Raw genomic sequence first — 24502 nt, forward strand, 5'->3', positions numbered from 1 at the left:
GACCGCATGCCCCAAGGGCCGCCCGGATTCGAGGAGTTCTTCAAGTGCTACCACCCCACGGTCTGCCGATACCTGCTCTGGCGTGAGGCGGAGCAGAGCGTTCTGGAAGACGCTGCCCAGCTCACGATGCTCGCCGCCTACCGCTACTGGGAGCGCGTGGGCGGGATGAAAGATCCCCGGGGCTGGCTGTTCAAGGTTGCGGGGCAGCGCCTGGAGGACGCCCGGCAGGCACGCCGCCGTCAGGGGCTGCTTCTGGACGCCGCGACGTTACGGGACCGGATCGCCGCGCAGGACGAGGTCGCCGCCTGCGATCTGCGCCTTGACATCATCCACGCGGTCCGCAAACTCCCCGCACGCCAGCAGGAAGCTCTTGTCATGCGGCTGCAGTTCGGCATGGAGTACGAGGAAATCGCACAAGCGATGGAAGCGGCCCCTGTGACGGCCCGCTCTCATGTCCACGCGGGCAGAAAGACCCTCAGGGCGATACTGGGGGACGCCGACGGGGAAGGAGACCGTGGATGACTGTCGAAAGGCGTCTTCGGGCCGCTGTCGAGGCGGTCGACGAGCTGTGGTCAGGCGAGGACGAAACCGCAGAACGGTACCGGCGCTTCCACACGTCGCTGCAGCCCGGCCCACTGCCAGATGAGGTCAGCACGTCCATCCGCAGGCTGCTCGAGGGACTGCGCGAGGAGGTAGGGGCCTCGTTGTACTTCGCGGTCTACGAAGAGGGCGAGGTACGGGTGGTCGCCGAGGCGGATGGGCCGACCACTCCGCGCGTGGTCGAGTGGGTGGAGTTCGGCAAGTCGGCCCACGCCCACTCGTTTGGCAAGTGTCTGCTCGCCCAGCTTGACCAGGACACCCTTCGCCACCATCTGATGCGCCACAGAATGGCGCGGCTGACCTCGCGCACCCTCACCAGCGAGCGCGTCCTTCTCGACAAGCTGCGCACGCTTTACGCGCCGGGGTCGACTTTCCTGGACCTGCAGGAGTACGCCGTGGGTTGGGTTTCCGTCGCAGTGCCCGTCGGTGCCGCCGGTCGCAGGGGAGCTGTGGCCGCCTATCTGCCGGTGGAGATGGCCCACCGCGTCAGAACTGTGGGGGATTCCCTCCGCCGCCTGGCCTGCCCGGCACTCGACCTCGCTCTCACGGGAAGGGCCAACATCCTGCCGGAGGATTCTCCACCGGGAGCTCAACTGCCGCTGGCCGGCGACCGCACGGCCGCGGAGGTGCGTTCCCGGGTGGGCAGGGGTGATGACCGAGGGGCTCTGAGCGGGCCGATCCGCTCGAGGTGGCGGTGAGCGATAGCGTGCAGGGCGACGCGTTGGTGTCGCCGCGATGGCGGTGAGGACAAGGAAGTGTGTTCCGGCTTTCGCTCGTAGCGGCGTTGACGGCGGCGACAGCCGGACAGCCAGGACACTGGGTGGGCCGCCGCGGGATGTCCGCCGAAGGCGATTCCCTCTCCGCACGGCCTTCCGTCGAACCGGGCGTGACGGTTTCCGGTCGTCTGTGCAGGCAGCCGGCGGCCCCGCAAAAAGGAACCGAACTCGGACTTTGTCACAGCAGCGCAACCACCCCGCACGTGCGCGTAGTTGCTCTGAATCGCCGGATAAGGTTCCCCGGAATCACTGGCAGATCAAGAGGGGGATTTCATGGGGCTCAAGCGTGTGGGCCGATTGGCCACTACCGGCGCGTTGGTCGCTTCGGCGCTCGGTGCGTCGATCGTCTTCACTCCGTCCTCGGCATCCGCGGCAAGCGAATGGCAGTGCTACGGCACCCAGGTCAAGCGCTGCGCCACCGTCTGGTGGGACGAGGCCAAGGACACCTACAGGGCGCGGGCGAAGATCACCGACGTCGCCGGGGGCGGCAGCTACCAGGTCAAGGTCACCAACGTGAAGCTGCGCCGCTTCAACGGCGACAAGTGGGTGACGGTGCGCACCGCGGCGGACACCGACGGCTGGCACGGCACCGAGGACGTGGCCGCTACGAAAGCCATCGACCCGTGCGTGTCGAAGCAGAGTTTCGACGTCGTGGCGACGTTCAGCTGGAAGGGCAGGTCCTCCGGCGAGAAGACCTGGAGCCCCGACATGAGTTGGTCCCTTCTCTGCGCCTGACCCGCCGCACGCGTCCGTCCCGCACCCTCCGGTGCGGGACGACGTGTGACACCGGCCGATGGGGACCGGGATGTCCTGCCGGTAGTAGGACAGCGGCAGGGAGGATCTAGCGGGGGAGGGGTTGATCGAGGCGTTCAAGCCGGTCGAGGAGGCGGGAGTTGAGTGCGATGGCCATGATCCCGCGTGGTCCGGCGGCCAGGACCCGACGGCCGGGCAGGAAGCGGGTGTGCCACAGTACCGACCCGATCCGCAGGTGGTGCTCCTGATGGGTCTGTGGCGACCACAGGGCCACTGAGCAGGTGTGTCCTGCGGTGGCGACCAGTGGTTTCCCGGCGATCCGGGTCATGTGGACGTCGATCAGCTCCATCTGATGGCCGTGTTCGAGCTGAGCGTCGGACACCAGCGTTCCATCCTCGGTGTTCCAGATCAGCACATGGGAGTAGGACCCGACGGCGACGGCGACCGGGAGGTCTTGCGAGCGCCCGAACGCCACAGCCGTGATGTGCAGGAGGTGGTCGGCATCCGGATGCGGGGTGAGCGGCAGGTCCAGGTGGTGCGTCTCATCGGTGGTCACGTTCCACAGCCGTGCCTCGCGGGGCTGGTAGGTCCAGGTGATGAATCTGAGGGTGCCTTGCGGTGCTTCGGGCAGGGCGGCTACACGGAAGGCGTCGGCATGGCAGTCGAGCGGTGGCCGCAGCGGCTCACCGGTGGTGAGGTCGACGAAGTGCAGCCGGCCGCTTGACGTGGGGGCCAGCAGGATGGGCTGCGCGTGATGCGATACGGACACCTGGCGCAACTCGGTCAGTGCGGTGGGCAGTTCGCGTACTGGCCGGGCATCGGGAAACCGCCGCAGTGTGCAGTGACCCCGACTGTTCAGGGTGATGAAGGAGGACGGATCGCTCGGCAGCGCCAGGGTCCTGCGCCACTCCTCCTCGGTCGCAGGCAGCTCGGCGAGCACGTTGCCGTTGTCCGCATCAAAGATGACGGTGGCGCCGTCCGCTCTGACGGATGCGACACAATCGCGATGTGCGGCATCGACCCCTGTGGCGATGCTGCGGTAGCTGTGGGCGGGGCCTGCCGGGTCGGCTGTCCGGTGGTCCCAGACGCGTACGCAACCGTCGCGTCCCCCCGTGACGAGCACGGTGACACCGTTCAGTTCGCTCCGTGCGAGCGACTCGATTCCGCCGTCGTGAGCGGCCAGCTGCCGAATCTCTCCACGAACATCATGAGTGAAGAGGTTGCCGTTCCAGTCGCCCCAACTCCACGCATCACGACGCCGGCCGGGGGAGCCGGTGAAGAGCGTGACGAACACACCGGCGTCCCCGCGATGCGGTTCGCCCGCAATCTCTGCGCGGACCGGGTCCCAGGCGAGCACATGGCCTGTCTGGGCTCCGAGAAGAATCAGGGGCTCGCCCTCGCGTTCCGTGATCGACGCGGCCCAGACGCGCGCACCCGGCCCCCAGCCCGGCAACAGGAGGGCGGGACGCAGTGGCTCATTGAGCGGGGTGGCATCGTTGAGCCTCCATGTGGCCGTCTCGCCGTCCGGTCTGCTGACCACGGCAAGGCAGTGTCCGCCGGCGTTGTCCACCTGGAGGATGCGGTCTTCCTCGCCGATGACGACGCGCGGCCATGCGAAGCGGTGCCCGTCCTGCGCGGACAGGACCTCGATCGCGCGCCCGTGGCTGACCGTGGCCACGGCGGTCCGGTCCTCGGCACGGACCAACCAGATGCCGTAGGGCGCACGATCGCGGGCGAGGACCTGTTGTGGGTGCGTCGCGTCCGGTGTCGTGCGCAGCAGGCGTCCGTCCTCGTGGAGGGTCACGACGGCAATGCCGTCGCCCTGTCCGTAGGCAGCCATGCCGATGACGGGCGATTCCGGCTCGGGCACGCCTGCCGCCATCGGTTCGCCGTTCGCGAGGTACCAGGCCCGGACGCCCCACGCGCTCGCCGAGACCACCACGGCTCCGCGCGGGGTTTCGACGGTGGCCAAGGCGACGACGTAGTCCTCGTGGTGGCCGAGTGTGCGGCTCTCGGAGAGGGCGTCCCAGTGTGCCCAGAGCACCGACCAGGGACGGTCGGGAGCGGTGGCCGCCAGCGCTCCTGCCAGTTGCTCGTCGCCGGCCATCCGGGCCGCCATTTCGAGGTAGCAGATGCGCTCGTCCTCCGGTGCCACGAGCAGTTGCTGGCCCACCCGCTGGATGAGCCGTGCTGCTTGCCGGCCGGACTCGGTGCGTGCCGTGGGCAGGGCGGCGAGCAGGCGCGCCGGATCCGTGTGGGCCAGGAAGCCCGCATCGCCCAGGAGCCGGTCCAATACCTGTCCTTCGCCCGCGTGGTGAGGGAGGTGAAGGCGTGTATAGCTGTCGGCGTTCGCCCAGTCCGGGGCGTCGGTGGACGCGGACGACAGTTGAGCGAGAAGGACGGCCGTCAGCCCGCGCTGGATCGCGATCGGTGAACGCTGGCGAGCGCTGAGCTGACGCAGGTGTTCGCCAAGAGCCTCGTGGAAGAGCCGGAACGCGACGAGATCTCCTTGTTCCGACCGCTGGAGCAGATCGACGGCATTGGTGTCGAGGAGTAGCCGGGTGACGTCCTGTTCCGAGTATGCGGCGGTCCCCAGCGTGGTGGCCGCGGCTGCCCAGACGCGCGGGTTGTCGAACCCGTCGCCCCTGGACCAGGCCAGTGCCATCAGCAGGTCGCGCAACCAGGGGCCGCCCGGCTGCATGTCGCGAAGGTAGCGGTCCATCGCGGCACCGACCGTGGTGGGAAACGTCTGTGTCCACCCGGGGCTGCCGGTGTCGACGGGCTCGCTCGAAGCCATCAGGGACAGGGCCGTGAGCTGTGCCACCAGGAAGCTGGATCCGGCACGGGCGGCCACGGCGGCAGCGACCGTCGCCGCACGTCCGGGGTGAGTCCGGTAGGGCGTGCGGACCTGCGGGTCCGGCTCGGCAAGCAACGTGCGACGGACGTATTCGGCGAGGTCGTGCTGATCCCGGTAGCGCTCGGCGTCCAGGTCGAGCACGAGCGCCGCGGCCCCGAACAGGCGCAGCAGGCCGTCATCGCCGCCTCGGCGTGTGCCCACCAGCAGACGGATGCCCGTCCGTTCCGCCGCTGCCGCCAGCGGTTCGAGCAGATCGACGACGAGCCGGTAGGGGTCGGCGGCCTCGTCCACCCCGTCGACGACCACCACGGCGGACCGAGGCGGGCAAGCTTCGCGCAGATGCGCGAGGAGTCCGCCGGACGTCACCTCGTCGATGGCCAGCGCCTGAGAGATCGCGGCGGCCGCTTCGTCCACGGTACGGCCGCGCACGTGTACGGCGAAGCTGATGGCTCCGACGGGCGGCAGGGTGTCTTCCGGTGCGGTGGCCAGCAGCGCGGCGCGCAGCTCGGCGTCGGCCAGGCTCACCAGCCTCCCGAGAACCGCTGACTTGCCGGACCCCGGAGCGCCGGTCACGACACGAGACCGTGCAACGTCCGGGCCCTCGCCGCGGATCCAGCACACGAGTTCGCCCAGCACCTGAATGCGTCCGCTGAAATAGGAGCCGTCGCGCACGATCGACGGCAGAATGCCCCGTCCTCTGGGATGGAAGTGACTGCGCAGCTGCTCCGCTCGCCGTGCGTCCGCGGAATCAGACGCCCGGGCCCGCGATCGCTCATGCTGTGCCCGACTCGCTGCCCGGTCTCGTAGTTGGTCGACGGCCGGCGGGACCGCGAATCCGCACACGACGAGCAAGGACGTGAGAACGATCATGAGGGGAGTGACGTGATCAGAGGTGAGGACGCCCAGTAGCGCTCCGATCGATACGCCCAGGCCCGGCAGGATGTAGATCAGGAGTCGCTCGGTCAGTGGCCGTCGGCTGTCACTTCGGCGGTGTGGATCCACGGCTTCATTCGTATAGGCAGCCGTGTCCCGTTGTCGGCACAATCCGCGAAGTCATCGGCGAACGCGGCTCGCCGTCCCAGTGGCCGCCCCAGGGGGCTCACTGGGTGGGCGCCTCGGCCAGCGAGAGACTGTTCCCGTCGGGATCCAGCACGACGACGTGGCGTACGCCATTGCTGTAGGTCTCGACCGGTTCGTGGTCGATCCCGTGTGCGGCGAGTCGGGCCAGGATGTCGTCGAGGTCGTGCACGCCGAGCGTGATCATGGCTCCGCCCACTCGCTCGGCGCGTACGTCCCGGTCGTCAACGACGACCCACGCGTTCTCACCGACCCGCCACAGGTGCTCCTCGCCGATGATCTCGTCTGCCGGGCGCCCGAAGAACACCGCGAACCACTCCAGTGCTTTGGTCCGGTCACTCACACACATGACGCTGTACAGGTCCACTCGGATCGCTCCTCAAAGTCGTTTCGGAACAAGGACCACTCCTGTGACAGAAACTCATCGGAGGAGGTAGCGCTGTTCTCGCCGGTGCGGTTGAGGCCAGGCGCCGTTGGCGCCCTTGATCCCAATCTCGCATGCCGCCAGGGAAGTTGAGTTCATTTGCCCGACCTCGCGGGGCCGGCTCGGTGGGCGTGGATGGGGATTCTCGCTGGGGATTTTCGCTGCTCCACGGCCCGGCCGATGAGTTTGTGGCCCTCGGCCGGTCCAAGCTCGTGACAGCCTAAGAAGGGACACCGCCATGTCGGAGCTTCTCGTTGACTTCATCACTTCTCTCGACGGCTACGCATCGGGGGAGGGGTGGCCCGGGTTCTGGGGCCTGGAGGGCCCGGAGTACCTCGCGTGGCTCGGCGAGCAGCCCGAGGTCACCTACCTGATGGGAGCGAACACCTACCGCCTGATGTCGGGCTTCGCCGCGGGTGAGGTTCCCGATGGCCAGGAGGAGTTCAGGCCCGAGGAGGAGGCGTCCGTCGACGAGCTCACGCAGGCGTCCAAGGTGGTGTTCTCCTCCTCGCTCGAGGAGCCGCTGAAGTGGGCGAATTCCAGGCTCGTCCGCGATGACGCCGTCGAGGCGGTCCGCGCCATGAAGTCGAGTGGTTCGGGGCTTCTCAGTACGATCGGCAGCCTGAGCCTGTGCCGGTCTTTGCTGCGAGCCGGACTCGTCGATCGCTTCCGGGTCGTGATGTTCCCGGTGATCACCGGGGCCACAGGCGCAGAACGCATCTACGACGGCTATCCGGACGTTGCCCTGGAGATGACCGAGCACCGTACGTTCGACGGCCGCATCCAGCTGGTCGAGTACAAGCCCCGCGTGCTGGAGCACCCGCCGCTGGGCGTCCCTGCGTGACGTCGTCCCGTCCGCTGGTGTGGACGGCCGCCAGGCCGGGGCCGGCAGGCGCGGAGCAGGACCTGGTAGAGGGCGGACGACCATGGGTGCGCACTGAATGAGGACCTGTAGCGGCCGGGGCCATGCTCTGCAGCGAAACAACCGATGGGGGCAGGTTCTCGCGCCCGGCCGGCCGCCGCCGCTGTTCGGAGCGACTCGGCGGCGGCCGCGCCTCGCTTCCTGCCGCGTTGCCGACGGCCGGGTACCCGTGGTTGCCGGTCTGAAGCCGGCTCGGTACATGGGTGCTCTCGACAGTGCGGCGAGCCCCCGCGCAAGGTCTGGGCACGGGGGCTTTGAGGTGCTGGTGCCCCGGTATCGAGTGCAGATGCGTCGCCTGTGCGTTCGAGGGACGCTGAAGGTATGCCCACCGCACCGATAGTCGTGTATCCGCCGTCGCGAACAGGGGGTCGGCGGGTGACGGCGCGCGGGCAGATCCTCGGCCTTGCGCACTCGGATGCCGACGTCATCGAGTTCTTGCGCCGAGCTGGTCTGCCGGACGCGGAGGGGCTGCTCGATGACGGGGCTTGGGTGGAGTGGCGGGGCGGCCGCGCGCACCGCTACGAAGCCGCGTAGACCAGCGGGCCCTGGGCCGGCGGCAGCCATGGACGATGTGCACAGGCATGGACGATGTACACGGGTGGGGCAGTGCGAACAAGCAGAGCGGGGCGGTCTGCCGTTCCGAGACGTTGTCCGGCGCCAGGGCAGCAAGGGCGCGACGACCTCGCGTTTCGCCGTGCTCCGAGTGCGGCCGTCGGGCAAGCATGCGCGTCGCACCGCCTGGGAACGGGCCGAACGCCCTAGTCGGTGCCCGGCTGGACGAGTTTGAAGAAGAAGCGCGCTGCGGCATGCTGGGCTGCCCTGCGCACCCGGAGGGTAACCGGGCGGGCGGGGGCCGGAGATGGAGAACCGGTGGCCAGGCGCGGGAAGAGCGCCTCGGCATTGGCGCGGTTGATGGACCGGAGCGGCCCGGGGGGCGCGAAGGCGTCGAGGCCGGTGGCGAAGTACTGGCCCGCGGGAGTTGGGGCGAAGGGCCAGTCGCTTCCGAACAGCACGTGGCCGGGCTGGGCGAAGGCGAGCAGGGTGGGCAGTGCGGCAGGGCTGGATGACAGGGCCGTGTCGAAGTAGAAGGCCCGGAAGTCGTCGAGTACGTCCAGCGGGCTGCGCTTGGTGTCGTTCGCGATGGTCACGGCCATGCGGTGGGAGGAGTAGGGCACGAAGCCGCCCGCGTGGCTGAGGATGAACCGTATGTTGCGGAACCGGCGGATGATGCCGTTGCGCACCAGCAGGTAGGCGGCGCGCGTGGTGTCCAGCAGGAAGTCGGCTGCGAACGGTGGGATGCCCTCGACCGCGGGGGCGGGCAGCTCGGCGGGATGGACGAACACCACGGCCCCTCGCTCGTCCAGGGCGCGCCACAGCGGTTCCTGCCCCGCTGCCCCCAGGTAGGACCCCTCGTTGTTGGCGAGCAGCGTGACACCGTCGGCCTGCAATTCGTCCAGGGCGCGCACCGCCTCCCCGGTGGCGGCCGGCACATCGGGCATGGGCAGGGTGGCAAAGCTGCCGAACCGTCCGGGGTGCTCGGCGCACAGCTCCGCTACGTGATCGTTGAGGCGGCGTGCCAGGGCGGTTGCCTGACCGGACTCGCGCAGGAAGCCGACCCCGGGCGTGGAGACGGACAGGATCGCGGTCCGCGTCCCCAGCAGGTCCATCACGTCCAGCGCCGTGTCAGGGCTCCAGGCGGGCAGGGCCCGGCCGCCGGCTTCGCCGATGCCTTCCGCGGCGAGCGCCTCGCGGTAGAACGCGGGCACGATGTGCTGGTGTACGTCGATACGTTGGGGAGAGCGGCTCATGACGCGGCCTTCCTGCGGGAGAAGATGCGGCGGTGACGGTGCCACGGGGTGTGGACGCCGGGCCCGGTGCGGGCTCGGCTCAAAGCGCAGTCTGAGAGCGGGGCTGGCGACCGCGGCGGCGCAGCACATTGCGGGTGCGCCCCGGCGGCGGGCGGCACATGGCCGTTCGCCCGGCAGGGCAGCTCCGGGCGCCGGGGGCAGTAGTGGGCGCGGGCGCCCGGGCCGGCCCGCCGGGCATGCTCGGGGCGCTGATCCCGCGGTGGCCGTCGTGACGGCGCCGCGGATACGCCCGCACGCCTTCCCGGCCCGTCGCGGGGCGGTCCCGTGGCCGGCGGGCGGTGCGGCCGGGCCGGTGGTCCGCTTCGTACGGCAGGCCGCTTGCTTGGCGGGCCCGCGCGCAGGCTGAGGTCACGGCTCGCTGCTTTCCGTGAGGCGAGCGGCCGCCTCGAACACCAGCCGTGCGTGCAGTTCGAACAGGGCCACCAGGTCGACGGCGTCCTTGTTGATCTCTCGTTGTACGAACAAGCCGTCGGCGCCCGCGATCGCGTAGGTCGCGAGGTTCTCGAGGGCCGCCTCGTCGAGATCGGGGAAGAGGGTCCGGGCTGTTTCGGCGATCTTTGTGCGGGCCGTCTCGCGGACCTGCAGGAAGACGGTGCGTCCCCGCGGCTCGGTGGGCCGTCGTTCCAGGGCGAGCATGAGCCCCAGGCGCAGGAAGTCGGGCGCGTCCACCAGTGATTTGGCCACGGTTCCTGCCATGGCCACGACGCGCTGCAGCGGGGTGCCCGTGTCCTCGCCCGGCAGGACGAGGGCTGTCAGCCAGGTGTCGAAACTGCGCTCGATCACTGCGGCGATGAGGTCGTCCTTGTCCTTGAAGTGCCAGTAGATGGAACTGGCGGGCAGCCCGCACTTGGCGCTGACCGCCGCGATCGACGTGCCCTCGTAACCGCGCTCGCCCGCGATCTCAACAGTGGCATCAAGGATGCGCTGGCGGGATTCGACTCCGTTCGCGCGCTTCCTGCGGGTCGGCTGGGGCTTGGTCATGGGTGCTTCCTCCCTGGAACGGCTGCCCTTGACCGTATCCGTCGCTCTGCTTACCGTAGCAGTCATTCCAATTGGAGTGAACGCTACAGCAATGCGATGTGGCGGAAGCGGCGACACCACCAGCGAGGTGCCCAGGTGAAAGACGACGACGGACCGCAAAGCAGACCCGCAGACGACGCCTATGACGTGGCAGTGATCGGGTACGGGCCCACCGGGGTGACAGCGGCCAACCTGCTGGGCGCCGCGGGGTTGAAGGTCGTGGTGATCGAGCGCGACGCGCAGATCTTCACCCGCGCCCGGGCCATCTCCACCGACGAGGAGGTGGTGCGTATATGGCAGCGCGTCGGCCTGGCCGAACGGCTGAAGCAGGACATGCTGACCGAGCGCCCCGTCGACTTCGTGGACGCGTCCGGGCGCCCCTTCCTCAGCGCCCGGCCGACCCCGCGCGGGCACGGACACCCGCCCCAGATGTTCATCTACCAGCCGGCGCTCGAGCAGGTGCTGCGCGAAGGCGTCGACCGGTACCCGAACGTCGAGATCCTCCTGGAGCACGAGTGCCTGCGGGTCCGCCAGGACTCGGCCGGAGTCGAACTGACCCTGGCGGGCACACACGACGACTCCGTCCAGAGGCTGCGCGCGTCCTACGTCATCGCCGCCGACGGCGGCTCCAGCCTCACCCGCGCCCAGCTGAACATCGGATACGAGGGGCGCACGTACGAGGACCGCTGGGTCGTCATCGACACCAAGATGCTCAAGCCCTGGCCCGACCACGACAAACTGCGCTTCCACTGCGACCCGGCCCGCCCGGCCGTGGACTGCCCCACGCCTCTGGGTCACCACCGCTACGAGTTCCCGCTGCTGCCCGGCGACGACGAGGAGCACCTGGTCACCGAGGACGCCGTGTACCAGCTGATCTCCCGGTACGGGATCGGCCGCGACAGCATCGAGGTCCTGCGGGCCACCGTCTACAGCCACCACGTCCGATTCGCCGCACGGTTCCGTGTCGGCCGGGTCTTCCTCGCCGGCGATGCCGCGCACGCCATGCCGCCCTGGATCGGCCAGGGCATGGCCGCCGGTGTCCGGGACGTGGCCAACCTCTGCTGGAAGCTGGACGCCGTACTCCGCGGCGAGCTGCCCGGCAGCGTGCTCGACAGCTACGAGACCGAACGCAAACCGCACGTCATGGAAGTCACCAAACGGGCCGTATTCGTCGGACGCATGATCACCGAGCGCCGTCCGGCCCTCACCCGGGTGCGCGACCGCACCCTGCGCGTACTCGACCGCGTGCCCGGCTTCGCCAACTGGATGCAGGACTCCCGGTGGATCCCCGTGGCCCACTACGACGCAGGCCTCCAGGCCACACCGCGCGCCAAGGCCACCGGCCACCAGATCCCCCAGCCCCGGGTCCTGGACCCCGGCGGCAACCGCGTGCGCCTGGACGACGCACTGGCCGGCCGGTGGCTGCTGCTGCACGCCCGCACGGCCACCCCGCAACCCGCCTGGGACCGCCTCGGCGTGCCGTCGATCACCCTCACCCCGGCCGGCAGCCGACCGGCCGAAGGCACCCTCGTCGACACCGATGACGTGCTGCTGGCGTGGATGGGCGAACACCGCGCGGCCACGCTCGCGCTGCGGCCCGACGCCTACGTCTACGCGGCCGCCACGACGGGCCTGCTTCCGCCACCACCCCGGGACTTCGCACCCCGCACCGCTGCCCGCCCGGCCGCGTCCACCACCCCGTGAGGACACCGACACCATGACGAGCACCACCGCCCTGCCCACGATGCACGAGACGACCTACGACATCGGCGGAAGGAAGATCTTCGCCGCGGAGACCGGAGAAGGCCCGCCCGTGCTGCTCCTGCACGGCGGCGGCCCGGGCGCCTCCGGCGTCTCCAACTACGCCCGCAACATCGCGGCGCTGGCCCGGGCCCACCGGGTCATCGTGCCCGACCTGCCCGGCTACGGCCGCAGCACCAAGGGCATCGACGGCGCCGACCCCTTCGGACACCTCGCCGACGGCATCCGCGGCCTGCTCGACCAACTCGGCCTCGACAAGGCCCATCTGGTCGGCAACTCCTACGGCGGGGCCTGCGCGCTGCGCCTGGCCCTGGACACACCCGAGCGGGTCGACCGCATGGTCCTGATGGGTCCCGGCGGCATCGGCACCACCCGCGCCCTGCCCACCCCCGGCCTGAACAGCCTGCTCAACTACTACAGCGGCAACGGCCCCTCCCGGCTCAAGCTGGAGAAATTCATCCGCCACTACCTCGTCTTCAACGCGGCCGACGTGCCGGACGCCGCCATCGACGAGCGCTACCAGGCCAGCATCGACCCCGACGTGATCGCCGCACCGCCGCTGCGCCGCCCCTCCGGCCCGAACGCCCTGCGCACGCTGGTCAAGATGGACTTCACCCGGGATCGCCGCCTGCGCCGGCTGCCGGTGCCCACCCTCGTGCTGTGGGGCGCCCGGGACAAGGTCAACCGGCCCTCCGGCGGCCGCATGCTCGCCGAGCAGATGCCCGACTGCGACCTCTACGTGGTGGCCAACACCGGCCACTGGGTCCAGTTCGAACGCGCCGAACTGTTCAACCGTCTCTGCTCCGACTTCCTGGCAGGTCACCGATGAGCACCCAGACCATCGCCCCGTCCGTCTTCGGCGCCGTCCACCTCGGCTACCTCGTCATCGAGACCAACCGCTTCGCCGACTGGCGGCGCTTTGGCACCGACGCCATCGGCATGCACCACGAGGACGTCTCCCGCGACCTGATGCGCTTCCGGCTCGATGACCAGGAATGCCGCTTCCTGCTGCGGAAAGGCCCCGCCGAAGACGTGATCGCCATCGGCTGGCACATCGCGGACCACACCTCCTTCGAACAGATCGAAGCCCGCATCCGCGCCCACGGCGTGCCCCTGACGCGCGGCACCGACGAGGAAGCGGCCCTGCGCGGCGTGGAGCGCCTGCTGCGCTTCCCCGGCCCCAAAGGCATCGCCCAGGAGATCTACACCACCCCTGTCAGAGCCGCCGAGCCGCTGCGCATGCTCGCCTCGGGCTTCGTCACGGGCGACTCCGGCATGGGACATGTCGCGCTGACCTCGACCAAGCCGACACGGATCCGCGGCTACTTCAACACCGTCTTCGACGCCCGCCTGACCGACTACATCGACGAGACCATCAGCGGCATCAAACTCAAGATCCGCTTCCTGCGCGTCAACGAACGCCACCACTCCATCGCGGTGGCCGCCACCCGCGGCCTGCCCATCGACCCCATCCGCACCCGGGTGCAGCACCTCAACATCCAGGCCGCCACTCTCGACGACGTCGCCCGGAGCTACCAGCGGGTGCACGAACTCGGCTTCGACATGGCCCTGTCCGTCGGCCAGCACACCAACGACAAGGAACTGTCGTACTACGCCCGCACTCCCTCGGGCTTCGAATGGGAAGTGGGCTGGAACCCGATCGTCATCGACGAGAACACCTGGGAACCCACCACGCACCAGGGCATCAGCGTCTGGGGCCACCTTCCCGTCGGCCAGACCATCGTCGACAAGCTCGACCAATTCCGCGCCGGCGCCCGCTCGCTGGCGCGCTCCGAGGACACCGTGGCGAAGCTGAGCGGCAACGGCATCCCGGACGCCTGACGCCACGTCACACCGGTGGGCCGCGACCGTGCAACGCCGGTCGCGGCCCACCGGATCAACCGGGCATGCCCGGCAGAGGGCTACCTCGTGCCGGCCCCGATCCGTGCGGCCAGCGCCGGGAACTGGGCCAGCGCATTGCCCCGCTCGACGGCCAGACGCTCGCGGGAGTCGAATGTGTCGTCCAGCTGAGGCGCGGGATCCCCGGCCCCGGGGAACAGCACGCTGGTGAACGGCCAGTCGGTGGCGAACAGAATGTGCTCGGTGCCCGCCAGCTCCTGCACCGACTTCATCGCCTGAGGCGCCGGCGAGAGCGCCGTGTCGTAGAACAGGCCGCGGAAGTGCGGGCTGCTTTCCGCGGCGCTGGAGGAGCCGAACTGCTGGGCGATTGCGGGAGTCAGAGTCAGCAGACTGGTGCGGTAGGAGATGTAGGGCAGCGTGCCGCCGGCATGGGCCGCCAGCCAGCGGATGCGCGCATGCCGCGTGTACACGCCCTTGTAGAGCATGTTGACCAGCGCCCGCGTGGTGTCGAACGTGAACTCGTAGAGAAACGGCGGCAGCCCCAGATCGGGGTAGGCCGAGGGCGTCACCGGGTGGATGAACACCATGGCCCGCAGCTCGTCGAGCGTGCGCAGCAACGGCTCGAAGACCGGATCGCCCAGGTAGGTTCCGCCGTAGCTGCTGAACAGGCCCACGCCGTCCAGCCCCAGCTCGCGCACCGCCCGTCGTGCTTCCGCCGCCGCGGCGCGGACGTCCTTCGCGGTCACCTTGCGGCCCAGCGGCAGGACGGCGAAGCCGCCGAAGCGTCCCTTGCGGTAGGCGGATCCGTGCACGAGCTCACGGCTCATGTAGGTGTTCAGGCGCTGTGCCATGGCCAGTTGCTCGGCGGGGGAGTCCAGGTAGGTGACCCCCGGTTCGGAGACGGAGACCACCTGTGTCTCGATGCCGTAGCGGTCCATGAAGTCCACCGCGAGGGCCGGGCTCCACGCCGGCACCGGCACCCCGGCGATCTCGGTGATGCCGTGTGCGGCAAGGGACTGCCGGTAGAAGTCCGGGATCAGATGGCAGTGCACGTCGATGCGGTCCCGGCTCCGCCGCGAAGACGCCTTCGCCGTCGGGCTGGGCGATGTGGCGCGGGCCGGTGCCGCCTCGAGCGCCGCGGTGGTGACGGCGAGCGGCAGGGCGGCTTTGAGGAGCCCCCGTCGCCTCAGGCCTTGAGCGTCGTCTTCGGTTTCGGTACCGGTCATGGGGCACACCTCACTGTGGGCAGCGGGACACAGACGTGAACCGTCAGCGGGCCCGGCGTCGGTGCCGAGCGGACATGCCGGACCGGCGGGTCTGCGTCGCTGCGGACACACCCGTTCATGTAGCGTTCACTACGGAATTCTGTAGCGGTCGATACAGTAAGAGGGGTGGGTGCCGGGGTCAATGAGTCGGACGCGGCGAGATTGCGGCCCGCAGGACCTGGTCAGTGCCGGTTGCCCTCAGCCGTGTCCCGGCCCGAACGCAGCACGCGGGACAGCCCCAGCGCGGCCGTCCGCACGGCCGGGGCCAGTTGGGCGGGCCGGAACCGGGCCCGCGGTACCGCCACGGACAGCGCCGCCACCGCGGTGGGACCGTCGAAGACCGGTGAGGCGATGCAGCTGACGCCGACTGCCGCCTCGTGCTCCTCGTAGGCGAGGCCGGACACCTGGATCTGCTCGATCGCGGTACGCAGCCGCGCGGGGTCGGTCACCGAATGGGGCGTCAGCCGGGGCAGCGGCCCGGCCAGCACCTCCTCGGTCAACTCCTCGCCGGAGAAGGCCAGCAGGGCCTTGCCGACCCCCGTGCAGCTCAGCGGCAGCCGGCCGCCGATGCGGGACGGCAGCGCCAGCGCATCGTGGCCGTGGATCCGCTCCACGTAGACCACCTCGTGCCCTTCGCGCACGCCGAGATGCACTGTCTCGTGGGTCGCCTCGAAGAGGTCCTGCAGGAAGGGGAGCGCCGTCTCGCGCAGATCGTGACGGCGCGGCACCAGCGAGCCCAGCTCGAAGAGCTTGCCGCCCAGGCGGTAGACCTCGCCCTGGCGCTCCAGCAGCCCCAGGCGCACCAGATCCCCGCAGAGGCGGAAGGCGGTCGTCTTGGCCAGCCCTGCCCGGGACGCGATTTCTGTCAGACGGAACGATCCGCCGTCCGGGCGGAAAACGTCCAGGACAAGGACCGCCTTGTCCAGCATGTTGCCCTGCTCGCTGTTCCGTGTCATGGAACATACTTTGCCGCACTGCGGTCCCTCGCTCTATACCTGCCTCTGCCGGAAGCGGGCCGACAGCGCCCCGGAACCGGATCGCACCGCTCAGCCGCCCGGAGGTAACCCCATGCCCCTTTCGCACCACCGCCCCACGGCGCCCGGGAGGCGGGCATGAGCCAGTCGAAGTCCTCCGGCGCCGTGGCCAAGGCGGCAGCAGCCCTCCAGGAGGCCGCCCGCACCGGGGTGCCCTGCCCGCCGGTGCGCGCCCTGCTGCCCGAGGCGGACATTCAAGCCGCCTATGCCGTGCAGCAACTCCACGTCGAGCGCGCCGTCGATACCGGCCGGCGTCTGGTCGGCCGCAAGATCGGCCTGACCTCGCCCGCCGTCCAGCGGCAACTGGGCGTCGACCAGCCCGACTTCGGCGCCCTGTTCGCCGACATGGCGGTCGCGCAGGGACAGCCGATCGAGGCCGGGCGGCTGCTGCAGCCCAAGGTCGAGGCCGAAGTCGCCCTGGTCCTCGACGCCGATCTGCCGCACACCGCGCCGACCGTTGCCGATCTGCTGCGCGCCACGGCCTTCGCCCTGCCCGCACTGGAGATCGTCGACAGCCGCATCGCCGACTGGGACATCACCATCGTCGACACCGTCGCCGACAACGCCTCCTGCGGCCTGTACGTGCTCGGCGGCACCCCCGTCCCCCTGGACCGGGTCGACCTGCACACCGTGAAGATGACCCTCACCAAGAACGGCGAGACGGTCTCCGAGGGCACCGGCGCCGACTGCCTGGGCAGCCCCCTCACCGCCGCCCTCTGGCTCGCCTCCACCCTCGCAGGCCTGGGCGACCCGCTGCGGGCCGGCGACATCGTCCTGACCGGTGCGCTGGGCCCGATGGTGCCCGCCGCCGCGGGCGACGAGTTCACGGCCCGCATCGAGGGGCTCGGCACGGTGGCCACCACGTTCGCTTCCGCCCGTACGCAAGGAGCCGGCGCATGACCACGAAGGCTGCCGTCATCGGATCCGGCAACATCGGCACCGACCTGATGATCAAGATTCTGCGGCTCTCCGAGTCCCTGGAGATAGCCGCCATGGCGGGCATCGACCCCGCCTCCGACGGACTGGCCAGGGCCCGCCGGCTGAAGGTCGCCACCACCCACGACGGCGTGGACGGCCTGGTGGAGCTGGACGAGTTCGCCGACATCGAGATCGTCTTCGACGCCACCTCCGCCGGGGCCCACCGCCGCCACGACGAGATCCTGCGCGCCCTGGGCCGCACCGTCGTCGACCTCACCCCGGCCGCCCTGGGCCCCTACGTCGTCCCGCCGGTCAACGGGGACGACCACCTCGACGCTTCCAACGTCAACATGGTCACCTGCGGCGGCCAGGCCACCATCCCCGTCGTCGCCGCCATCGCCGCGGTCACTCCGGTGCACTACGGCGAGATCGTCGCCTCCCTCTCCTCGCGCTCCGCGGGCCCCGGCACACGGGCCAACATCGACGAGTTCACCGAGACCACCTCATCGGCCATCGAGAAGGTGGGCGGAGCCTCCCGCGGCAAGGCCATCATCATCCTCAACCCCGCCGAACCCCCGCTGATCATGCGCGACACCGTGCACTGCCTGGTCGGCGACTGCGACGACACCGCAGTGGCCGCATCGGTCGAGGACATGGCCGCCCGCGTGCAGACCTACGTCCCCGGCTACCGCCTCAAACAGCAGGTCCAGTTCGACCGCGTCGCCGCCGACGACCCCCTCCGCTCGCTGCTGCCTGACTCCTCGCGCACCGGCGACGCCGCGAAGGTGTCGGTGTTCCTGGAAGTGGAGGGCGCCGCCCACTACCTGCCCGCCTACGCGGGCAACCTCGACATCATGACCTCGGCCGCCCTGCGCACCGCCGAGCGCATGGCCGCCCACCGCGCCCCGGAGGTGGCAGCGCGATGACTTCCCTGTACATCCAGGACGTGACCTTGCGGGACGGCATGCACGCCGTGCGCCACCGCTACACCCTCGACCAGGCCCGCACCATCGCCACCGCCCTCGACAGCGCCGGAGTCACCGCGATAGAAATCGCCCACGGCGACGGCCTCTCCGGCTCCAGCGTCACCTACGGGGTCGGCGCCCACACGGACTGGGAGTGGATCGAAGCGGTCGTCGGCGCGGTCGAGCACGCCGTGCCCACCACGCTCCTGCTGCCGGGCATCGGCACCCTGCACGACCTCAAACAGGCCCGGGCCCTCGGCATCCGCTCGGTCCGCATCGCCACCCACTGCACCGAGGCGGACATCTCCGCCCAGCACATCGACGCCGCCCGCAGCCTGGGCATGGACGTAGCCGGCTTCCTGATGATGTCCCACATGGCCGAGCCCGCCGAACTCGCCCGGCAGGCCAAGCTGATGGAGTCCTACGGCGCCCAGACCGTCTACGTCACCGATTCCGGCGGGCGCCTCACCATGGACGGCGTGCGCGACCGCCTGCGTGCCTACCGCGATGCCCTGTCACCCAACACCGAGCTGGGCATCCACGCACACCACAACCTGGGCCTGGGTGTCGCCAACTCGGTTGTGGCCGTGGAGAACGGCGTCACCCGCGTCGACGCCTCCCTCGCCGGCCAGGGCGCGGGCGCCGGCAACTGCCCGCTCGAAGCGTTCGTGGCGGTCGCCGACCTGATGGACTGGCAGCACGGCTGCGACCTGTTCCCGCTGATGGACGCCGCCGACGACGTGGTCCGCCCGCTGCAGGACCGCGACGTACGGGTGGACCGCGAGACCCTGACCCTCGGCTACGCCGGCGTGTACTCCAGCTTCCTGCGCCACGCGGAAGCCGCGGCTGCCCGCTACGGCCTGGACACCCGCGCGATCCTGGTCGAGGCCGGACGGCGCAAGATGGTCGGCGGCCAGGAAGACATGATCACCGACATCGCCCTCGACCTCGCGGCCGACCCGGCCGCCTGACGACCGCCGTAGGCAGACCGCCCTGATCTGCCTACGGCACCCCTCGCGCGGCACAGCCCCGGCGCCGCCACACTCCGGGGGCACCTCAGCCCTGCGAGCGCACCGCTGTCCGATCTATTCACGGGCGGGCAGCTGCTCCACCGATTCCCCCTCTCCTCGCACAGGGGGAGAGGGGGAATCGGTGGAGCAGCGCAGGCGGTACGGAGTGGTGGAGGGCGGGATCGGGGCGGGGATCACGCAGCACCCATGAACGTAGCGGGGCATCCCGGCTATCCTGCCGCCTACCGGCTCGCGCGCGGCCGGTCGGGGGAGGCGACGTGATGACGCACCACACCCGCACGGGCGCCACCGCCCCCGACCCCTCGCCCCACGCCGCGCCCGGGGCTGTCCAGCGGCTCACCGACGCGCTCCTCGCCCTGGGGCCGTTCGCCGCGGCGCTCGTCGCCTACAAGGCGCTGCTCGACTACGCGCTGCCGGAGGACTGGTTCAGCCTCTCCGTGCTCCGGTACCTGTTCGCCGGACTCTGCGCGCTGTGCCTGGGGTTCGCGCTGCGGCTTGCGGCGCAGTGGCGGACGGACCGCTCCGCCGGACAGGAACCGCCCGCACCGCTCCTGCCTCCGGCGGAGGTCTCCGTGCGACGCCTGGTCGACGACTCGGCGCACAGCGTGCTGGCCGAGTTTCGCGTGCTGTCACACCGCGGCGAGGACCTGGCCGGGTGGTCGCAGTACCTGGACGATCACCACATACCTCCCACCGCGATCGGTACCTCATACGGGCTGCGCATGCTCTCGGCATGCGACCTGCGCGAGCCGCGCGTGCGCAGGCGCCGGGTGCTCGACTCGCTGCTCGCACTGCAGAAAGCCGGCGGCGGCTGGGCGGCCAGTACGCAGCGGGACCGCGGCCGGCCCGAGGTCACCGCGTGGGTGCTGGCCGCGATGGTGCGCAGCGGCCTCGACGACGCGACACGGGCGCAACTGACCGGCGTGCTGGAGGACATGCTCGATCCCGCCGAGGACCCGCTCGGCATGGACTGCACCACAGTGCTCACGATCGTCGTGGCTGCCCTGGCCGAGATCGCGCCGGAGTCCGCCGGGCTCCTGCGTCTCGTCCACCGGCTGGCCGACGCAGCCCGACCCGGCGCGGCGGCGATAGGTGGCGCCACGGCCTGCTGGGGAGAGAGCGTGCACGCGATCGAGCCGTCCGCCGCGCACACGGCGCGTGCCGTCTTGGCCCTGCACCGCGCGGCCGGAGCGCTGCCGGACGGGGAGCCCTTCGCCCGCGCGGCCGGCGCCGGACTCAGATGGCTGTGCGGGACAGACCTCGACCTGCGACTCACGGATGAACAAGTGCGCCGGCCCATGGCGGACGGAACCGTGGACGCCTTGCTGGTCGGCCACTTCACCCCGGCATGGGTGACGAGAGCGCTGCTGCTGCCCGGCGCGCCCGAGGCACCCGAACTGCTGGCCACGACCGCGCGATCAACCCTCGACTGCTTCAAGGATGGCACCTGGCGATGGCACGACGGCAGGCAACCGATCTGGCTGGCCTACCAAGGGACGGTGACGATGCGGGAGTACGCACTGCGGGCCACGCCACGCCCCCAGCGGACAGGGGCCCTGTGAACACGCGGCGCCGCACCCTCACGGTCGTCAGCTGGAACCTGCACGAGGGGGTCGACGGTTCGAGCGGCGCCTTTGCGAACGGGGCGGGCCCCGCGAACCCGCGTGCGACCGAGGAGGTGCTCGCCATGATCGGCGAACGGAACGTGGACGTGGCCGCGTTCCAGGAGGTGGGTTTCGACCGGCACGGACACGCGGAACTGCTCGCGGAGCTGGCGCGGCGGACCCCGCTGCGGCACCTGGCGGCGCATCCGCTGCACGCTTCCTCGTTCACACCGGGCCGCCGCAGCGGCGTCGCCGTGGCCAGCCGCTTCCCGCTGCGGAATACGGAACGGCACGTGCTGCCCAACCCCGGGCTGCGCGTCGTCCTGGACGGTCAGGAGATCCACAGCCACGACAAGGGCCACGTACGCGTCACCGTCGATCTGGGCGAGGCCGAGATCGATGTTGTGTCGCTGCACTCGTTCCCCTTCTACCTGTTCCGGCGTGACGCGGCGGAGCCGGAGTTCAAGGAGATCTGGCGCGCGCTCGCCGACGAGCTGGACCGGCCCGGCGGGCCGCGGCGACTCCTGGTGTGCGGCGACTTCAACGCGAACGCCTCGGACCTTCTGCTCGACACCTTGGACGTCCCACTGGCCAGCACCTTCGAGGGACGGCCCACCCAGCGGGGCCGCAGCGTGGACGACGTCCTGCATTCCCCCGACCTGGTCCTCACCGAGTCGGTGACCGTCGACAACTACTCGGATCACCTGGCCTGTGTGGCCGTCTTCCAACTCCCCTACGAGGAAGCGCATTCGGGCTCTGGTGGTGGTCCCTGAGGGAGGCGGGTGGACAGGGTGGGAGAACATCTGGCGCGGGCACGCGAACACCTGGAGGCGACGCTGGGCGGCGATGTCCCAGAAGCGCGGCGGCTCGACGTGGGGCGCGCCGCGGTGGCCGAACTGGCGGACGAGACAACCCTGCTGGGCATGCTCACCGAACTCGCGACCGGCACGGAGACCACTGCCGCCTGCGCGCGCCGCTCGTACCGCGACACTCTGGGCTGCCAATGGCGACTGCTGCTCGTCGACGGCGGATACCCCTACACCCTGCGGCTGCACGCGTGGCGGGCGGCCGGGCCGGACGAGAGACTGGACATCCACAACCACCGTTCCGCGCTGGCCTCCGCGGTGGTGCGCGGTGAGCTGCGCTCCGAACTGTATGTGTCCGAGGGGCCGGGGGAGGGCTCCGCGGACGACGGGGGCGTCACGGTCACCGCGTACCGGGAACAGCTGTCCGCGGACGGCGCCGACTGGCTGCTCGTGCACCGGGGCCCGACTCGCCTGCGGCTCGTGCACACGGTCGGCTACGTCGCGGGCGCGTCGTATGCGTTGGGCCCCCTCGCGCTGCACCGCGCCTGGTGCGATCCGGGCAGCGAGGCCCTGACGCTGTTCTTGGAGACGGGAGCCGAACGCCGCCCGCACACGGACGTGTACAGCACCGCCGCCCGGCACCCGACCGCGGTGCACAAGGCCGCCCTGACGGAGCGGGAATTCCGCTCGGTCCTGACGGCCCTGGCGGCGTCCCTCACGAACACCGCCTCGACTGGGGGCGGACTCGACGCGTGGTGAACGGGCGGGTGGGAGAAGGTCCGCCGCGAAGGGGCGGCAAACCCGGCACCCTCCGATATGGGGAGGGCATCTTCAACGACCGCCCTCCCCGCACGCGGGGAGGGACCCGCCATGATCACTCGAATTCCCGATGGCGGGAACTGCTTCCCGCACCCGCAAAGGCCAGCCCTCGCGCTGCCCTTTCGGGGGCGGCGGGTCATAGGCCGGGGCCGGGCCGAGGGCCGGTCGGTGCCCTGACCGTGTTGACCGTCCCCGGCGGGCAAAGCTGGAGTCGGCCCGTGGACAGCATCCCCGCCAACCGGCGGCTCTGGAACAAGATCAGCAACGCCTATCAGCACGAGCACGACCCGCAGATCGGCGCCGCACCCCGGCTGTGGGGCATGTACTCCATCCCCGACGCGCACCTGCAGGCCCTGGGCGACGTCACCGGCAATCGCGTCCTGGAACTGGGCTGCGGCGCCGGCCAGTGGTCCCGGGCACTGGCCGCAGAGGGCGCCGCCGTCGTCGGGCTAGACCTGTCCGAAGCCCAACTTGCCGCAGCGGCCCACGCAATGGGAGAAGCCCGCTACCCGCTGGTGCAAGGAGCCGCCGAACAACTCCCCTTCGCCGACGGCAGCTTCGACTTGGTGTTCTGCGACTTCGGCGGGCTCAGCTGGGCGCCCCCGCACCTGGCCGTCCCGCAGGCCGCGCGCGTCCTGCGTCGTGGTGGGCGCCTGGTCTTCAACGTTGCCAGTCCATGGTTCGAGGCGTGCTACGACGAAGCCGCCAGCCGCGTGACCACGGTGCTGCAGCAGAACTACTTCGGGCTGCACACCATCGCCGAAGGTGACGGCGCGAGCAGCTATCAGCTCACCTACGGCGACTGGGTCAGGGTCCTGCGCGGCGCCGGCCTCATCATCGACGACCTCATCGAGCCGCGGCCCGAACCCGCGACACCCAACGGCTACAACGCAACCGATCCGACCGACTGGGCCCACCGCTGGCCGGCGGAACTGCTCTGGGTCACCCACAAACCGTAATCGTCGCCGCGCCGGGGCGAGGAGGCACCGCTGCCTGCCGCAGTGAAACGGTCCAGCACCTTGCCTAACCTATCGAGAATCGATAGATTCTCATCGTAATTCGATGGAAGGTGGGTCATGGGACAACTGGCAGTGCGTGCGCTTCGCGCCGTGCTCGTGATGGTGCTGGTCGGCACCGTTTTCGTACAGGCAGGCATGCTATGGGTGTTGATCAGCGGGAGCGACCCGGAGGACGGATCGCTCCCGCTCACCCCGCTGCGCGTGATCGTGATTCTGGGCATGGTGACGGGGCAGGTCACCCTGGTCAGCGTGTGGCGGCTGGTGACGATGGTGCGACGCGGGACCGTGTTCTCCCATGCCACCTTCCGGTACGTGGACACCGTCATCGGCGCGATCGTGGCGGCGTCCCTCCTGTGGTTCGCTGTCACGGCCCTCAACGCGCCGGGCCAGCGGGCCGACCCGGGCGTCACCGTCATCATGGGCGGTATCGGCCTGGCCATCCTCGGGGTCGCGCTCATCGTGTACGTGCTGCGGATGCTGCTCACTCAGGCCGTTGCGCGCGATGTCGAAGCCGCCCAGATGCAGGCCGAGTTGGACACGGTGATCTGATGCCGATCGTCGTCGACATCGACGTGATGCTGGCCAAGCGAAAGATGTCCGTGGGCGACCTCGCGGACCGCGTAGGGATCACACCCGCCAACCTGGCGGTACTCAAGAACGGCCGCGCCAAGGCGGTGCGCTTTGCGACGCTCGCCGCGCTGTGTGAGGTACTGGAGTGCCAGCCGGGTGACCTGCTGCGCTGGGAAGCGGAGAATCCCGCGGGCGGATGACGCGGCACGAAGCCGACCGGAAGGGCCGGGTGCCGCCGCCCTGACGCCGGGCGGTTCCGCGAGGTCTGTATCCCGCGGGGCCGGGTCTTCACCGCCGGCTACATCACGATCGTGTAGGGGGGCCTGGGATGCTCAGTAGTCGCGCGAACCCGGCCGCACGGGGCGCGGCAGCGGAGCTGCACCTCTTCCAGGACGTCGCTCGACTCCAGCTCCCGCTCGCCCAGCCAGGCAAGTTGGTCATGGGCGTCGGCGGCGAGGAGGGCCATCCAGAGCAGCGTCCAGGTACGGAGGTTCGCGTCACCCGGGCGGTCCATACGTGCATGATCGCGCCTCTTCCCGTAACGGTGTGCCCC

Annotated in this window: 24 protein-coding genes; 17 read left to right on the top strand and 7 right to left on the bottom strand. The window is 70.2% G+C overall.

Annotated elements, in window-relative coordinates; all coding sequences use genetic code 11:
• Nucleotides 1-6: 6 nt before the first annotated feature.
• The 3 genes from ABZ906_RS21035 (at nucleotide 7) to ABZ906_RS21045 (ending at nucleotide 2111) form a co-directional block, all read left to right on the top strand.
• Nucleotides 7-522 (top strand): sigma-70 family RNA polymerase sigma factor, encoded by a 516-nt coding sequence (locus ABZ906_RS21035; RefSeq protein ID WP_361384603.1) that lies wholly within the window; start codon nucleotides 7-9, stop codon nucleotides 520-522.
• Nucleotides 519-1298: an IclR family transcriptional regulator C-terminal domain-containing protein gene (locus tag ABZ906_RS21040; protein WP_361384606.1), complete on the top strand. Its 780-nt coding sequence runs from the start codon at nucleotides 519-521 to the stop codon at nucleotides 1296-1298. Before ABZ906_RS21035 ends, ABZ906_RS21040 begins: the two co-directional genes overlap by 4 nt.
• Before the next feature lie 351 nt (nucleotides 1299-1649).
• The gene (locus ABZ906_RS21045; protein ID WP_361191842.1) at nucleotides 1650-2111 is read left to right on the top strand and encodes a hypothetical protein; all 462 of its coding nucleotides are present in this window, start codon (nucleotides 1650-1652) and stop codon (nucleotides 2109-2111) included.
• 106 nt (nucleotides 2112-2217) lie between these two features.
• Here the strand turns inward: ABZ906_RS21045 and ABZ906_RS21050 are convergent, their stop codons facing one another.
• Together ABZ906_RS21050 and ABZ906_RS21055 are read right to left on the bottom strand one after the other, a co-directional pair.
• On the bottom strand, nucleotides 2218-5511 hold the full coding sequence (locus ABZ906_RS21050) for a WD40 repeat domain-containing protein (RefSeq protein ID WP_361384609.1): 3294 nt from the start codon (nucleotides 5509-5511) through the stop codon (nucleotides 2218-2220).
• Between the two features lie 574 nt (nucleotides 5512-6085).
• Entirely contained in the window at nucleotides 6086-6406 is a 321-nt protein-coding gene (locus ABZ906_RS21055) for a VOC family protein (RefSeq protein WP_361191840.1), read from the bottom strand.
• Between the two features lie 319 nt (nucleotides 6407-6725).
• Between ABZ906_RS21055 and ABZ906_RS21060 the strand changes: the two genes are divergently transcribed.
• Both ABZ906_RS21060 and ABZ906_RS21065 read left to right on the top strand, forming a co-directional pair.
• On the top strand, nucleotides 6726-7331 hold the full coding sequence (locus tag ABZ906_RS21060) for a dihydrofolate reductase family protein (protein WP_361384612.1): 606 nt from the start codon (nucleotides 6726-6728) through the stop codon (nucleotides 7329-7331).
• A gap of 399 nt (nucleotides 7332-7730) precedes the next feature.
• Complete coding sequence (locus ABZ906_RS21065) at nucleotides 7731-7943, top strand: hypothetical protein (RefSeq protein WP_361384615.1); 213 nt, start codon at nucleotides 7731-7733, stop codon at nucleotides 7941-7943.
• Between the two features lie 224 nt (nucleotides 7944-8167).
• Here the strand turns inward: ABZ906_RS21065 and ABZ906_RS21070 are convergent, their stop codons facing one another.
• Complete coding sequence (locus ABZ906_RS21070) at nucleotides 8168-9217, bottom strand: amidohydrolase family protein (protein WP_361384617.1); 1050 nt, start codon at nucleotides 9215-9217, stop codon at nucleotides 8168-8170.
• A gap of 408 nt (nucleotides 9218-9625) precedes the next feature.
• Nucleotides 9626-10258, bottom strand: coding sequence for a TetR/AcrR family transcriptional regulator (locus ABZ906_RS21075; RefSeq protein ID WP_361384620.1), 633 nt, complete (start codon nucleotides 10256-10258; stop codon nucleotides 9626-9628).
• A 135-nt stretch (nucleotides 10259-10393) separates the two neighbouring features.
• Between ABZ906_RS21075 and ABZ906_RS21080 the strand changes: the two genes are divergently transcribed.
• From ABZ906_RS21080 to ABZ906_RS21090, 3 genes are read left to right on the top strand one after another with little or no spacing between them, the layout of a single operon-like run.
• The gene (locus tag ABZ906_RS21080) at nucleotides 10394-12001 is read left to right on the top strand and encodes a bifunctional 3-(3-hydroxy-phenyl)propionate/3-hydroxycinnamic acid hydroxylase (RefSeq protein ID WP_361384623.1); all 1608 of its coding nucleotides are present in this window, start codon (nucleotides 10394-10396) and stop codon (nucleotides 11999-12001) included.
• Between the two features lie 13 nt (nucleotides 12002-12014).
• Nucleotides 12015-12887: an alpha/beta fold hydrolase gene (locus ABZ906_RS21085; RefSeq protein WP_361384626.1), complete on the top strand. Its 873-nt coding sequence runs from the start codon at nucleotides 12015-12017 to the stop codon at nucleotides 12885-12887.
• Entirely contained in the window at nucleotides 12884-13900 is a 1017-nt protein-coding gene (locus tag ABZ906_RS21090; RefSeq protein ID WP_361384629.1) for a VOC family protein, read from the top strand. The genes ABZ906_RS21085 and ABZ906_RS21090 overlap by 4 nt, the downstream gene beginning before the upstream one ends.
• Before the next feature lie 80 nt (nucleotides 13901-13980).
• Here ABZ906_RS21090 and ABZ906_RS21095 read toward each other — a convergent pair whose 3' ends face one another.
• Both ABZ906_RS21095 and ABZ906_RS21100 read right to left on the bottom strand, forming a co-directional pair.
• The gene (locus tag ABZ906_RS21095) at nucleotides 13981-15144 is read right to left on the bottom strand and encodes an amidohydrolase family protein (protein ID WP_361384632.1); all 1164 of its coding nucleotides are present in this window, start codon (nucleotides 15142-15144) and stop codon (nucleotides 13981-13983) included.
• A 221-nt stretch (nucleotides 15145-15365) separates the two neighbouring features.
• The gene (locus tag ABZ906_RS21100) at nucleotides 15366-16112 is read right to left on the bottom strand and encodes an IclR family transcriptional regulator (protein ID WP_361384877.1); all 747 of its coding nucleotides are present in this window, start codon (nucleotides 16110-16112) and stop codon (nucleotides 15366-15368) included.
• 183 nt (nucleotides 16113-16295) lie between these two features.
• On the opposite strand from ABZ906_RS21100, the gene mhpD reads away from it, so the two are divergent.
• The 9 genes from mhpD to ABZ906_RS21145 all read left to right on the top strand — a co-directional run bounded on the left by mhpD (nucleotide 16296) and on the right by ABZ906_RS21145 (nucleotide 24149).
• Nucleotides 16296-17117 carry a 2-keto-4-pentenoate hydratase gene (mhpD, locus tag ABZ906_RS21105; RefSeq protein WP_361384635.1) on the top strand — a complete coding sequence of 274 codons (822 nt, stop codon included), beginning with the start codon at nucleotides 16296-16298 and terminating at the stop codon, nucleotides 17115-17117.
• On the top strand, nucleotides 17114-18061 hold the full coding sequence (locus ABZ906_RS21110) for an acetaldehyde dehydrogenase (acetylating) (protein ID WP_361384638.1): 948 nt from the start codon (nucleotides 17114-17116) through the stop codon (nucleotides 18059-18061). The genes mhpD and ABZ906_RS21110 overlap by 4 nt, the downstream gene beginning before the upstream one ends.
• Nucleotides 18058-19071 carry a 4-hydroxy-2-oxovalerate aldolase gene (dmpG, locus tag ABZ906_RS21115; RefSeq protein WP_361384641.1) on the top strand — a complete coding sequence of 338 codons (1014 nt, stop codon included), beginning with the start codon at nucleotides 18058-18060 and terminating at the stop codon, nucleotides 19069-19071. Before ABZ906_RS21110 ends, dmpG begins: the two co-directional genes overlap by 4 nt.
• A 320-nt stretch (nucleotides 19072-19391) precedes the next feature.
• Entirely contained in the window at nucleotides 19392-20693 is a 1302-nt protein-coding gene (locus ABZ906_RS21120) for a hypothetical protein (RefSeq protein ID WP_361384644.1), read from the top strand.
• On the top strand, nucleotides 20690-21508 hold the full coding sequence (locus ABZ906_RS21125) for an endonuclease/exonuclease/phosphatase family protein (protein WP_361384647.1): 819 nt from the start codon (nucleotides 20690-20692) through the stop codon (nucleotides 21506-21508). Before ABZ906_RS21120 ends, ABZ906_RS21125 begins: the two co-directional genes overlap by 4 nt.
• Nucleotides 21509-21526: 18 nt before the next feature.
• A complete protein-coding gene (locus tag ABZ906_RS21130) occupies nucleotides 21527-22300 on the top strand; it encodes a hypothetical protein (RefSeq protein ID WP_361384650.1) in 774 nt (257 codons plus the stop codon).
• Nucleotides 22301-22578: 278 nt separating this feature from the next.
• Nucleotides 22579-23319 (top strand): class I SAM-dependent methyltransferase, encoded by a 741-nt coding sequence (locus ABZ906_RS21135; RefSeq protein ID WP_361384653.1) that lies wholly within the window; start codon nucleotides 22579-22581, stop codon nucleotides 23317-23319.
• A 117-nt stretch (nucleotides 23320-23436) separates the two neighbouring features.
• On the top strand, nucleotides 23437-23928 hold the full coding sequence (locus tag ABZ906_RS21140) for a DUF2975 domain-containing protein (protein ID WP_361191798.1): 492 nt from the start codon (nucleotides 23437-23439) through the stop codon (nucleotides 23926-23928).
• Complete coding sequence (locus tag ABZ906_RS21145) at nucleotides 23928-24149, top strand: helix-turn-helix transcriptional regulator (protein WP_361191795.1); 222 nt, start codon at nucleotides 23928-23930, stop codon at nucleotides 24147-24149. The genes ABZ906_RS21140 and ABZ906_RS21145 overlap by 1 nt, the downstream gene beginning before the upstream one ends.
• A 98-nt stretch (nucleotides 24150-24247) precedes the next feature.
• On the opposite strand, the gene ABZ906_RS21150 is transcribed toward ABZ906_RS21145, so the two are convergent.
• Nucleotides 24248-24463: a hypothetical protein gene (locus ABZ906_RS21150; RefSeq protein WP_361384656.1), complete on the bottom strand. Its 216-nt coding sequence runs from the start codon at nucleotides 24461-24463 to the stop codon at nucleotides 24248-24250.
• Nucleotides 24464-24502 lie beyond the last annotated feature (39 nt).

This window comes from Streptomyces sp. NPDC046925 (assembly GCF_040644915.1).
Lineage (GTDB): Bacteria > Actinomycetota > Actinomycetes > Streptomycetales > Streptomycetaceae > Streptomyces.

What these genes read in the sequence shown, in the direction of transcription:
- ABZ906_RS21060 (WP_361384612.1), top strand. Translation starts at nt 6,726, where the DNA reads ATGTCGGAGCTTCTCGTTGACTTCATCACTTCTCTCGACGGCTACGCA.
- ABZ906_RS21035 (WP_361384603.1), top strand. Translation starts at nt 7, where the DNA reads ATGCCCCAAGGGCCGCCCGGATTCGAGGAGTTCTTCAAGTGCTACCAC.
- ABZ906_RS21045 (WP_361191842.1), top strand. Translation starts at nt 1,650, where the DNA reads ATGGGGCTCAAGCGTGTGGGCCGATTGGCCACTACCGGCGCGTTGGTC.
- ABZ906_RS21065 (WP_361384615.1), top strand. Translation starts at nt 7,731, where the DNA reads ATGCCCACCGCACCGATAGTCGTGTATCCGCCGTCGCGAACAGGGGGT.
- ABZ906_RS21120 (WP_361384644.1), top strand. Translation starts at nt 19,392, where the DNA reads ATGACGCACCACACCCGCACGGGCGCCACCGCCCCCGACCCCTCGCCC.
- ABZ906_RS21095 (WP_361384632.1), bottom strand. Translation starts at nt 15,144, where the DNA reads ATGACCGGTACCGAAACCGAAGACGACGCTCAAGGCCTGAGGCGACGG.
- ABZ906_RS21110 (WP_361384638.1), top strand. Translation starts at nt 17,114, where the DNA reads ATGACCACGAAGGCTGCCGTCATCGGATCCGGCAACATCGGCACCGAC.
- ABZ906_RS21145 (WP_361191795.1), top strand. Translation starts at nt 23,928, where the DNA reads ATGCCGATCGTCGTCGACATCGACGTGATGCTGGCCAAGCGAAAGATG.
- ABZ906_RS21150 (WP_361384656.1), bottom strand. Translation starts at nt 24,463, where the DNA reads ATGGACCGCCCGGGTGACGCGAACCTCCGTACCTGGACGCTGCTCTGG.
- ABZ906_RS21085 (WP_361384626.1), top strand. Translation starts at nt 12,015, where the DNA reads ATGACGAGCACCACCGCCCTGCCCACGATGCACGAGACGACCTACGAC.
- ABZ906_RS21090 (WP_361384629.1), top strand. Translation starts at nt 12,884, where the DNA reads ATGAGCACCCAGACCATCGCCCCGTCCGTCTTCGGCGCCGTCCACCTC.
- ABZ906_RS21075 (WP_361384620.1), bottom strand. Translation starts at nt 10,258, where the DNA reads ATGACCAAGCCCCAGCCGACCCGCAGGAAGCGCGCGAACGGAGTCGAA.
- mhpD (WP_361384635.1), top strand. Translation starts at nt 16,296, where the DNA reads ATGAGCCAGTCGAAGTCCTCCGGCGCCGTGGCCAAGGCGGCAGCAGCC.
- ABZ906_RS21140 (WP_361191798.1), top strand. Translation starts at nt 23,437, where the DNA reads ATGGGACAACTGGCAGTGCGTGCGCTTCGCGCCGTGCTCGTGATGGTG.
- ABZ906_RS21070 (WP_361384617.1), bottom strand. Translation starts at nt 9,217, where the DNA reads ATGAGCCGCTCTCCCCAACGTATCGACGTACACCAGCACATCGTGCCC.
- ABZ906_RS21040 (WP_361384606.1), top strand. Translation starts at nt 519, where the DNA reads ATGACTGTCGAAAGGCGTCTTCGGGCCGCTGTCGAGGCGGTCGACGAG.
- dmpG (WP_361384641.1), top strand. Translation starts at nt 18,058, where the DNA reads ATGACTTCCCTGTACATCCAGGACGTGACCTTGCGGGACGGCATGCAC.
- ABZ906_RS21100 (WP_361384877.1), bottom strand. Translation starts at nt 16,112, where the DNA reads ATGCTGGACAAGGCGGTCCTTGTCCTGGACGTTTTCCGCCCGGACGGC.